Annotated in this window: 9 protein-coding genes and 1 pseudogene; 6 read left to right on the forward strand and 4 right to left on the reverse strand. The window is 69.9% G+C overall.

Going from position 1 to position 10,578, the window contains the following annotated elements; genetic code table 11:
- Window positions 1-8: 8 nt before the first annotated feature.
- The 3 genes from AQJ67_RS23850 to AQJ67_RS23860 are packed head-to-tail and all read right to left on the reverse strand — an operon-like array spanning window position 9 to window position 2,804.
- The gene (locus AQJ67_RS23850) at window positions 9-920 is read right to left on the reverse strand and encodes an ABC transporter ATP-binding protein (protein WP_030048414.1); all 912 of its coding nucleotides are present in this window, start codon (window positions 918-920) and stop codon (window positions 9-11) included.
- Window positions 917-1,825 carry an ABC-2 transporter permease gene (locus tag AQJ67_RS23855; RefSeq protein ID WP_062721121.1) on the reverse strand — a complete coding sequence of 303 codons (909 nt, stop codon included), beginning with the start codon at window positions 1,823-1,825 and terminating at the stop codon, window positions 917-919. The genes AQJ67_RS23850 and AQJ67_RS23855 overlap by 4 nt, the downstream gene beginning before the upstream one ends.
- Window positions 1,815-2,804, reverse strand: a complete 990-nt coding sequence (locus AQJ67_RS23860; protein WP_062721122.1) for an ABC transporter ATP-binding protein — start codon at window positions 2,802-2,804, stop codon at window positions 1,815-1,817. Before AQJ67_RS23860 ends, AQJ67_RS23855 begins: the two co-directional genes overlap by 11 nt.
- Before the next feature lie 278 nt (window positions 2,805-3,082).
- Between AQJ67_RS23860 and AQJ67_RS23865 the strand changes: the two genes are divergently transcribed.
- From AQJ67_RS23865 to AQJ67_RS23890, 6 genes are all read left to right on the forward strand, one after another.
- A complete protein-coding gene (locus tag AQJ67_RS23865) occupies window positions 3,083-3,934 on the forward strand; it encodes a M24 family metallopeptidase (protein ID WP_062721123.1) in 852 nt (283 codons plus the stop codon).
- An 8-nt stretch (window positions 3,935-3,942) separates the two neighbouring features.
- Window positions 3,943-5,700 carry an SDR family oxidoreductase gene (locus AQJ67_RS23870; RefSeq protein WP_062721579.1) on the forward strand — a complete coding sequence of 586 codons (1,758 nt, stop codon included), beginning with the start codon at window positions 3,943-3,945 and terminating at the stop codon, window positions 5,698-5,700.
- 44 nt (window positions 5,701-5,744) lie between these two features.
- Window positions 5,745-6,692, forward strand: a complete 948-nt coding sequence (locus AQJ67_RS23875) for a MerR family transcriptional regulator (RefSeq protein WP_062721581.1) — start codon at window positions 5,745-5,747, stop codon at window positions 6,690-6,692.
- A 122-nt stretch (window positions 6,693-6,814) separates the two neighbouring features.
- Window positions 6,815-7,363 carry an RNA 2'-phosphotransferase gene (locus AQJ67_RS23880; RefSeq protein ID WP_062721124.1) on the forward strand — a complete coding sequence of 183 codons (549 nt, stop codon included), beginning with the start codon at window positions 6,815-6,817 and terminating at the stop codon, window positions 7,361-7,363.
- 190 nt (window positions 7,364-7,553) lie between these two features.
- Window positions 7,554-8,456 (forward strand): LLM class flavin-dependent oxidoreductase, encoded by a 903-nt coding sequence (locus AQJ67_RS23885; protein WP_062721125.1) that lies wholly within the window; start codon window positions 7,554-7,556, stop codon window positions 8,454-8,456.
- Window positions 8,457-8,586: 130 nt separating this feature from the next.
- The gene (locus tag AQJ67_RS23890) at window positions 8,587-9,447 is read left to right on the forward strand and encodes a Cof-type HAD-IIB family hydrolase (protein ID WP_062721126.1); all 861 of its coding nucleotides are present in this window, start codon (window positions 8,587-8,589) and stop codon (window positions 9,445-9,447) included.
- Between the two features lie 18 nt (window positions 9,448-9,465).
- Here AQJ67_RS23890 and AQJ67_RS23895 read toward each other — a convergent pair.
- Window positions 9,466-10,548 (reverse strand): annotated as a pseudogene (locus tag AQJ67_RS23895) (M23 family metallopeptidase).
- Between the last annotated feature and the right edge of the window lie 30 nt (window positions 10,549-10,578).

Genomic DNA, 10,578 nt, shown 5'->3' on the forward strand with positions numbered 1-10,578 from the left:
TCGGCCTCCTACGCCGCGACGAGATACGAGAAGACGGACTCGAGGGACTCGTCCGACGGCGAGACCGTGAGCAGGCGGATGCCGTGGTCGCGCGCCACCCTGGGCAGCAGGGTGGTGAAGCGGCCGAAGTCGACGGCCTGGATGTGCAGCGCGCCCTCCGCCAGATCGACCTCGATGCCGGACGTCGACGGGTCGGCGATCAGTGCGGCCGCGAGGGTGCGGTCGTCGCTGGAGCGCACCAGGTAGCGGTGCGGGCGGTCGGTCATCAGGCGGCGGATCTTGCGGAAGTCGCCGCTCGCGGCGTGCCGTCCGGCGACCACGACCTCGATGTGCCAGGCGAGTTGCTCGACCTCTTCGAGGATGTGGGAGGAGAACAACACCGTGCGCCCCTCGTCGCCCATCCGTCGCAGCAGGTCCATGAGCTGCATGCGCTGGCGCGGGTCCATGCCGTTGAAGGGCTCGTCGAGCAGGAGCAGGGAAGGGTTGTGCACGAGGGCGCTCGCCATCTTCACGCGCTGCCGCATGCCCTTGGAGTACGTCTGGATCTTGCGATCCTGCGCGTACTCCATCTCGACCGTAGCCAGGGCCTTTTGGGCCGCCTTGGCGCCCAGGCCGTGCAACTCGGCGTTGGCGACGACGAATTCGCGTCCGGTGAGGAAGTCGTACATCGCCTCGCGCTCGGGGACGATGCCGATGTGCTTGTAGATCGACTCGTTGCGCCACACCTGCTGGCCGTCGAGGGTGACGGTGCCGGTGGAGGGGGCCAGGAAGCCGCCCATCATGTTGATGAGGGTGGACTTTCCGGCGCCGTTGGGGCCGAGGAGGCCGGTGACGCCGGGGCCGATCGTCATGGTGATGTCGTTGACGGCGACCACGTTGCCGAACCAGCGGGAGACATGGTCGATCTGGAGCGTGGTCACAGTCCCACCTTCTTGTAGCGGCGGATCAGAAGGCCGTAGCTGGCGGCGATCAGGCCCAGCGTGAGGAGCACATAGACCGCGCCTTCCGCGTTGGTCGGGCCGACTCCGCCGGGGAAGGCGGAGGTGGCTCCCAGGAAGGCGGACTGCACGCCGTCGATCAGCGTGACCGGCGAGAACAGGCCGATCCAGGCGATGGCGCCCGTGCTGTCCTGCACCTCGGCGATGGCCTGGAGCGTGGACACGGCGCCGTAGGAGATGGTCAGTACGGCGATCACGGCCGCGATGCCGAAGCCGCGGCGCGGGGTGACCGATGCGATGACCAGGCCGATGCCGGCGAAGAGCAGCGAGAGCAGTGCCACGGAGACGAGTCCCTGCGCGAATCCCTTGGTCTGGTCGGCGAAGTCGAGCTTGGCCAGCAGCGCGCCGACGTAGAGCACCAGCAGCGGGGCCGCGGTGAGGACGAACAGCGCCGAGGCCAGCGCCGCGAACTTCGCCCGGACGTAGTCGGCGGTCTCGATCGGCCGCGAGAAGTACAGCGGTACGGTCTTGAAGCGCAGGTCGCGGGAGACGGACTGGGGTGCCTGCGAGGCGATGTAGAGGCTGATCACGGCCTGCATGACGATCGCGTAGCGCGTGTAGTCGAGGGGCAGGTCGTTGGCCTTGGTGGCGACCGCGACGGCGACCATGATGGCCGCGGGCACGCACATCACCACGAACAGCAGCATCGGCAGCACCTTGGACTTCACCGACCGGCCGAGGCCGTAGGCGCCGCGCAGGGACTGCGAGTAGAGGGACCGCGTGGCGTAGGAGCGGCCGAGGCGGGGGCCGTCGTAGCTGCGGTAGCCGATGTTGTGGATGCGGGTCTGGTCACCCGGCTGTGCGGCTACGGGGTGCTCAACTGCCATGACCGACCGCCTCCTTCCGCTGTGCTCCGGTGCTCTGCTCGCCGCCCTGCTCGCTGTCGGTGAAGACCTCCGAGATGTGGTGCCGGCGCTGTTCCATGCGGACCAGGCCGAGACCGAGGTCGGCGACGACGTCGCGCACCAGGTCGTACGTCTCGTCGCCCTGCGCGGTGAGCAGCAGGATGTGACCGGCGCCGGGAAGGCCGCCGCTGCCGTCGAGGACGTCCACCCCGCGCGCGTGGAGCGCGTCGCGCACCGCGCGGGTGCCGTCCGGGTGGTCGTCGCTGTCGGTGACCTCGATGGCGAGGGTCGTCGTGGTCTGCGTGAAGTCGGTGGTGGAGCTGGAGCGCAGCAGCTTGCCGCCGTCGACGACGACCACGTGGTCGCAGGTGCGCTCCAGTTCTCCCAGCAGATGGGAGGTGACCAGGACCGAGATGCCGAAGTCGGTGTGGATGCGGCGGATGAGGCCGAGCATCTCGTCGCGGCCGACCGGGTCGAGGCCGTTGGTCGGCTCGTCCAGGAAGACCAGCTGCGGGTCGTGCACCAGAGCCTGCGCCAGCTTCACGCGCTGCTTCATGCCGGTCGAGTAGCCGCCGATGGGGCGGTAGCGCTCCTCGTACAGACCGACGTGGCGCAGCGTGTCGGCGGTGCGCTCGCGCGCGGCGGTGGGCGGCAGGCCGGACATGCGTGCCATGTGCACGACGAACTCGGTGGCCGAGACGTCGGGCGGCAGACAGTCGTGCTCCGGCATGTACCCGACGCGCTCGCGGATGGCTGCGCCGTGGGTGGCGACATCGAGTCCGAGCACTTCGGCTCGGCCCTCGGTGGCGGGGGACAGACCCAGCAGGATCTTGATCAGTGTGGACTTGCCGGCTCCATTGGCTCCGACGAGTCCGGTCACACCGGGCCCGACGTCCACGGAGAGCCGGTCAAGCGCGGTCACCCTCGGGAACCGCTTGCTCAGGCTTTCGGTCGCGATCACAGTCACGCTTCGAAGGTAGTGACGTGGACCACGCCGGTCGTCACCCCTCAGAGCTGTATTGGAGTCAGACTCCAGGACTACGGGGCCCTAGGGGTCACCCCTGAGTCCAACAACACGCCCCTGGTTTTCCACATCGAGAGGGGTTTGGCGGGGCCGTCAGCGGAGTTTTCCACAGCGCTCGGCAGCCCTATTGACGCAGCCTCTAACAACTGTCACATTCGCCACTGTCAAGTTACGAGCACGTACCGCAGTCGGCGTGGACAAGGTGGGGCGGTGGCATGACTACGGCGGTGACAGGCGAACTCTCCGTGGACTCGGCGGAATTGCGCGGGTTCAGGCAGGTCCAGCAGCTGGCCTACGCATGCGCGGAGGCCGTCGCGGCGCGGCTGGAGCCCGGCATCACCGAGCGGGAGGCAGCGCGGATGCAGCGCGAATGGCTGCGCGAGCGCGGCGTACGCGACTGGTTCCATCTGCCCTTCGCCTGGTTCGGCGACCGCACGGCGTTCGTGAACTTCCGGATCCCGCTGCAGTTCTTCCCCACGAACCGCCGCCTTGAGCCCGGAATGCCGTTCATCCTGGACATGGCCCCGGTCTACGACGGCTACACGGCCGACATCGGCTACTCCGGCTCGCTCGGCATCAACCCCGTGCAGGACAAGCTGATGGCCGACCTGGAGGCACACCGGGAGCTGATCCTGCGCGAGGTGCGCGAGCGGCGGCCACTGCGCGAGATCTACGAGGACGTCGACCGGCTCATGGTCCGCCAGGGCTACGCCAACCGGCACCGCGCCTATCCCTTCGGCGTGATCGCCCACAAGATCGACCGCGTCAAGGAGCGCCGCTGGTCACCGCATGTCTTCGGGTTCGGCACCCAGTCCCTGAAGGGCCTGGCGAGCGACGCGCTGCACGGCCACCGCGACGGCTGGTCCCCGCTGTGGTCGCCGTACCGCTTCTCCGACCATCCCCCGCGGCCGGGCCTGTGGGCGGTCGAACCGCACCTCGGATTCCGGGGGACGGGCGCGAAGTTCGAGGAGATCCTCGTCGTCACCGACTCCAGGGACCCCGAGCAGAGCGCCTTCTGGCTGGACGACGATCTGCCGCACGTGCGGCGCTGGGCGGAGGAGAAGTGACGGTGCCGGTGACTCTTGAAGGCGCGCGTGAGCGCCGGGTGCGGGCCGGCGGGGTCGAGCTGTGCGTCGCCGAGCTGGGCGATCCCGGGCAGCCGACGGTGATCCTGGTGCACGGCTATCCAGACAGCAAGGAGGTCTGGTCCGAGGTCGCGCCGCGGCTGGCCGACCGCTTCCATGTCGTGCTGTACGACGTCCGAGGGCATGGCCGGTCGACGGCGCCGAAGCCGCTGCGCGGCGGGTTCACGCTGGAGAAGCTGACAGACGACTTCCTGGCCGTCGCGGACGCCGTCAGCCCGGACCGGCCCGTGCATCTGGTGGGGCACGACTGGGGCTCGGTGCAGGCCTGGGAGTTCGCCACGATCAAGCGCACCGAGGGCCGGATCGCGTCCTTCACGTCGATGTCCGGGCCGTCCCTGGACCACTTCGGCCACTGGATCAACAGCCGCCTCAAGCGACCCACCCCGCGCCGTGTCGGTCAGCTCCTCGGGCAGGGCGCCAAGTCCTGGTACGTGTATCTGCTGCACACGCCCGTGCTGCCCGAGCTGGCCTGGCGCGGCCCCCTCGGCAAGACCTGGCCGCGCATCCTGGAGCGCGTGGAGAAGGTCCCCGGCGACGGCTACCCGACCCCGTCCCTGCCGACGGACGCGGCGCACGGGGCGTGGCTGTACCGGGACAACGTACGAACCCGGCTGCGCCGCCCCCGCCCGGACGCGTACGCCCACGCGCCCGTGCAGCTCATCACGCCCCTCGGGGACGCCTTCCTCTCGGAGCGGCTCTACGACGAGCTGGAGTTGTGGGTTCCGCAGTTGATCCGGCGCACACTGCCGGCGAAGCACTGGATCCCGCGCTCCCGGCCCGCCCAACTGGCCTCCTGGATCACCGAGTTCGTGACCTCCGTGGAGGGCGGCCGACCGGAGAGCGTGACGGCGACCGGGAAGTACGCCGACCGTTTCGGCGGACAGCTCGTGCTGGTCACGGGCGCGGGCAGCGGTATCGGGCGGGCGACGGCGTACGCGTTCGCCGAGGCCGGCGCGCGCGTGGTGGCCGTCGACCGGGACGCCGAGGCCGCGATCCGCACCGCCGAGATGTCCCGTCTGATCGGCGCGCCCGAGGCCTGGGCGGAGACCGTCGACGTATCCGACGAGCAGGCCATGGAGAAGCTCGCCGCGAAGGTCGCCACCGAGTACGGCGTGGTGGACGTCCTGGTGAACAACGCGGGAATCGGGCTGTCGGGCTCCTTCTTCGACACGACCCCCGAGGACTGGAAGAAGGTCCTCGACGTCAATCTGTGGGGCGTCATCCACGGCTGCAGGCTCTTCGGCAAGCAGATGGCCGAGCGCGGACAGGGCGGCCACATCGTCAACACCGCGTCGGCGGCGGCGTATCAGCCCTCCAGGGCACTGCCCGCCTACAGCACCTCCAAGGCGGCCGTGCTGATGCTGAGCGAGTGCCTGCGCGCGGAGTTGGCGGGACAGGGGATCGGTGTCACCGCGATATGCCCGGGCCTGGTCAACACCAACATCACGTCGACCGCGCACTTCGCCGGGGTCGACGCCGAGGAGGAGAAACGGCGCCAGAAGAAGTCCGCCCGGCTGTACGGGTTGCGCAACTACCCGCCGGAGAAGGTCGCCGACGCGATCCTGCGGGCGGTGGTGCGCGGTGAGGCCGTGGTTCCGGTGACGCCGGAGGCGCGGGGCGCGTATCTGATGTCGAGGTTCACACCGAGGGCGCTGCGCAGGATCGCGCGGCTGGAGCCACCCCTGTGAGCGAGGACGGCCGCCAGGCCGAACAGCGCGGCGGGGGCGGCGACATGGCCGACGGGCCGCCCCCGCCCGCCTACCGGATCGAGGACCTCGCCCACCTCAGCGGCGCCACCGTCCGCACCATCCGCGCCTACCAGGACCGGGGCCTGCTCCCCCGCCCCGAGCGCCGGGGCCGCGCCAACCTCTACTCCGACGCCCATCTCGTCCGTCTGCGCCAGATCGCCGACCTCCTCGACCGCGGCTACACCCTGGCCTCCATCAAGGAGCTCCTGGAGGCCTGGGACGCCGGTCGGGGCCTCGGCGGGGTACTCGGGCTCGTCGCCGAGGTCGACGGGCCCTGGACCGACGAGGAGGCGGTACGGATCTCGCGCGCCGAGCTGGACCGACGCTTCGGCGGCAGCCCCGACGACGCGGCGGTGGCCGAGGCCGTGGAGCTCGGCGTACTTGAGCCGGTCCTCGACGACGAGGACACCTTCGTCGTGCCGAGTCCCCAAGAGCTGGCCGTGGCCGTCGAGTTGCACGCGGCCGGGGTCCCGCTGTCCGCGATCTCGGCTCATCTACGGGAGTTGAGGGGTCAGGTCGAGCACATCGCCGCCCGTTTCCTGGAGTTCACCACCGAGCACGTCTTCGCCCGCTATCTCGACGGAACGCATCGCCCGACAGACGCGGAAGCGGCCGAGGCGGCCTCCCTGGTACGACGGCTGCGCCCACTCGCCCAGCACACCGTGGACGCCGAACTGGCCCGCGCGATGCGCACATTGGCGGTACGCCACCTACGGCAGCAATTGGGGACTCCCGAGGCGCCGGATCTTCGAAACCGAACGAGAACCGTGCTCGTTCCCGAAGGGACAATGCGGGCCGTGGAGAGCCTGGTTGGTCACCAGCAGGCGGCGACGTTCGTCACTCTGGCGGCTGAACGGGAAGTACGCGCCCGCACCTTGGACCGGCTTGCCTCAAATCACAGTTCATCGGTTGATCTTGACGAAACCCCTTGAATCAACGGCTTGTTGTCCACAGAATCGCCAATTCCCCTGTGGATAACCTTACTCGGTTGTGGATCAAACGTCCGGAGCGAAATCGTTCGCGTGATTCCTGCCTCTCCCGGCAGGCTGGTGGCATGGACGAAAGACGCACCGTGAAGGTGTCGAAGTACCTCTCGAAACACCTTCGCCATCAGCCCGAGCGCATCGGGCTCACTCTCGACGAGGGCGGCTGGGTCGAGATCGACGCACTGATCGCCGCCGCGACCGCGCACGGATTCCGGTTCACGCGGGAAGAGCTGGACCATGTGGTGGCCGCCAACGACAAGCAGCGCTTCGCGATCGAGGGCTCCCGGATCCGTGCCAGTCAGGGCCACAGCATCGACGTCGATCTCGGACTGGCCCCCGCGACGCCGCCGCCGTACCTCTACCACGGCACTGTGGCCCGCAACCTGGACGCGATTCGCAGCGCCGGCCTCAAACCCATGAACAGGCACGATGTGCACCTCTCCGCCGACCGCGAGACCGCGACGCGGGTCGGCGCCCGGCGCGGCCGCCCCTTGGTGCTCTCCGTGGACACAGGCGCCATGCACCGCGACGGCCATGTCTTCCACGTCAGCGCGAACGGGGTGTGGCTGACGAAGGCCGTGCCACCGGAGTACCTGCGCTTTCCGGAGTCGCACTGATCCTTCCCTCGGGTTGCACTGGTCTTCCCGCGAGCCTCACTGATCTTCCTCGGGTCCACCGCAGCCCTGGCCCCGCTCCCCCTCCCCCTCGGCCCCGCTCCCGTTCCCCCTCGGCCTCGCTCCGTGGCGGGGCAGCAGCGCGCGGTGACTGTTTCACGTGAAACACGTTCGGCCGCATAGGCTCGGCCATATGAGTCTGCGCCTGAGCACCGTGATCCTCCCGTACCGCCGCTGGTCCGAGGGGGGCCGCGAGGCATGGCAGCGCGCGGAGCAGCTCGGCTTCCATGCCGCGTACACCTACGACCACCTGTCCTGGCGGAGTTTCCGCGACGGTCCCTGGTTCGGTGCGGTGCCGACTCTGACAGCCGCCGCTGCCGTCACCGACCGTCTGCGGCTGGGCACGCTGGTCACCTCGCCGAACTTCCGGCATCCGGTGCCCTACGCCAAGGAACTGATCTCCCTGGACGACATCTCCGGCGGCCGTTTCACGCTCGGTGTGGGTGCGGGCGGCTCCGGCTTCGACGCCACCGTGCTCGGCCAGGACCCTTGGTCGCCGCGCGAGCGGGCCGACCGGTTCGCCGAGTTCGTCCAGCTCCTGGACCGACTGCTGGCCTCGGACTCGGTGTCCTACGAGGGCGACTTCTACTCGGCGCACGAGGCGCGCAACATCCCGGGCTGTGTGCAGCGCCCCCGGCTGCCCTTCGCGGTGGCCGCGACCGGGCCGCGCGGGCTGCGGCTCGCGGCGCAGTACGGGCAGGCCTGGGTGACCACGGGCGACCCCAAGCTGTACGAGAACGGCACTCCTGAACAGTCGGTTCAAGCCATTCGCGGACAGGCCGAGAAGCTGGCCGACGCCTGCGCCGCGATCGGTCGGGACGTGGCCGCCATCGACAAGGTCCTGCTCACCGGTTTCACCCCGGATCGTGCCCGGCCGCTGGAGTCCCTCGACGCCTTCGTGGACTTCGCGGGACGCCATCAGGAGCTGGGATTCACCGAGATCGTCGTCCACTGGCCGATCCCCGACTCGGACTTCGCGGCCGACGAGAAGGTCTTCGAGCAGATCGCCATGGAGGCGGCGGCGCAGCTGCGGTGAGATCGACGGTGGTGTTGTTGCTGGTCAGGGCGTTGGAAGCGGTGCCGGCAGGGGCGGTTTCTCCTCAGGCGGCCCCTCAGATGTGCGGACTCCCGCACGGTCGTGCAGGCATATGCGGGAGAATGAGCCGGTGACCTCAGCGACTCGACAGCCCCAGACCCCGGCGGCCGCCGTCCGCCCGCGGCTCATCGCCACCGACCTGGACGGCACCCTGCTGCGGGACGACAAGTCCGTCTCCCCCCGCACGATCGCCGCGCTGGCCGCCGCCGAGGAGGCGGGCATCGAGGTGTTCTTCGTCACCGGCCGCCCGGCCCGCTGGATGAACGTCGTCAGCGACCACGTCCACGGTCACGGTCTGGCGATCTGCGGCAACGGCGCGGCCGTGGTCGACCTGCACGGCGGTCCCGGCGCCCACCGGTTCGTGAAGGTCCGGGAGCTGGCCAGGGACAACGCCCTGGACGCCGTACGGCTGCTGCGCGACGCGGCTCCGGGCACGGTGTACGCGGTGGAGCAGACGTACGGCTTCTACCAGGAGCCGGACTATCCCAAGCTGCACATGGAGATACCGGACAATCTCGCGCCGGCCGAGGACCTGCTGGCGCCGGACGCCCCCGGGGCCGGCGAGCCGGTGCTCAAGATCCTCGCCTACCACCCTTCTCTCGACCCCGACGCCTTCCTCACCCTCGCCCGCCTCGCCATCGGCGACCGCGCCAACGTCACCCGCTCCAGCCCCAGCGCCCTGCTGGAGATCAGCGGCCCCGGTGTCTCCAAGGCCAGCACGCTCGCGCTGTGCTGCGCCGAGCGCGGGATCTCGCACGAGGAGGTCGTGGCCTTCGGGGACATGCCCAACGACGTCGAGATGCTGACCTGGGCAGGCCAGTCGTACGCGATGGGCAACGCGCACCCGGATGTGATCGCCGCGGCGTCGGGGCGGACGGTCGCCAACAACGACGACGGTGTCGCGGTCGTGATCGAACAGCTCCTGGCGTAACGGCACCAGGGCCTGGGCCTAGCCGACCGGCGCTTCTCGCTCCGCCAGCCACGGCACCGGATCCACCGCCGAGCCCATCTCCGGCGTGACCCGCACCTCGAAGTGCAGGTGCGGGCCCGTGGAGTTGCCGGTCGTGCCCGACTGGCCGATCCACTGCCCGGTGTCGACCCGCTCGCCCTGGTCCACGGCGACGGACGCGAGATGGGCGTACTGCGTGAAGTAGCCGTCCGCGTGCCGGACGACGATCTCCATGCCGAAGGCGCCTGCGCACGCCACCTTGACCACCCGCCCGTCCCCCACGGCGCGCACGGGCGTCCCGATCGGCACCGCGAAGTCCTGCCCGGTGTGCCGGTGCGCCCATCGCAGTCCGCCGCTGCCGAACGCGGCGGACAGTTCGTACGACTGAACCGGCGTGACCCACGTGCTCGCACGGTCCGTCTTCTTCTGGTCGAGCCGGACGGCACCGGGGCAGGAGCCGGCCGCGACGGAGGCGTCGGCCTGTCCCTGCAACTGCCACCGCGCCTCTTCGAGCTTGTCCTCGATGCCCCGCTTGAGCCGCGCGAGCTCGGTGTTGCGCTGCTCCAGCGATTGCCAGGCCGCCGCGGACCTGGCCTCGTCCCGGGAGAGCCGGGCCTCGGCGCGGCGGCTCTTGTCGATGGCGTTGCCGACCGCCAGGTTCGTCTGCGAGAACACGTGCTGGCCGCGCATCAGCTGGTCCGGGCTCGTCGCGAGGATGATCTGCGCGGTGAGCGGCATCCCGCCACCGCTGCGGTACTGGGCACGCGCGAGCCGGCCCAGGTCCTCGCGCAGGACGCCCATCTACCGTCGCTCCCGTTCGAGCAGCTTCTCGATCCGCAGTGCCTGCGCCCGCTGCGCCTCGGCCTCCTGGCGTCCCGCCTCATACCGCTCCGTCGCCAGCGCCGCGTCCTCGTACAGCTGCACCACCCGCGCGCTGAGAACCGAGTCACCGCCCGTTCCGGTGCCGTTGCGGTTCGGGCCGCCCTTGCCGTCACCGACCGCGTCGACGGGCAGGGCGACGAGTGAGGTGATCGCGCACAGAAGCGCCGGAACGACCAGGAGGCGACGGCGATGTGAGCACATGCCAGCGATCCTGGCTCGCGGATCGGGTCT

Origin of the sequence: Streptomyces caeruleatus, assembly GCF_001514235.1 — a bacterium.
GTDB lineage: Bacteria > Actinomycetota > Actinomycetes > Streptomycetales > Streptomycetaceae > Streptomyces > Streptomyces caeruleatus.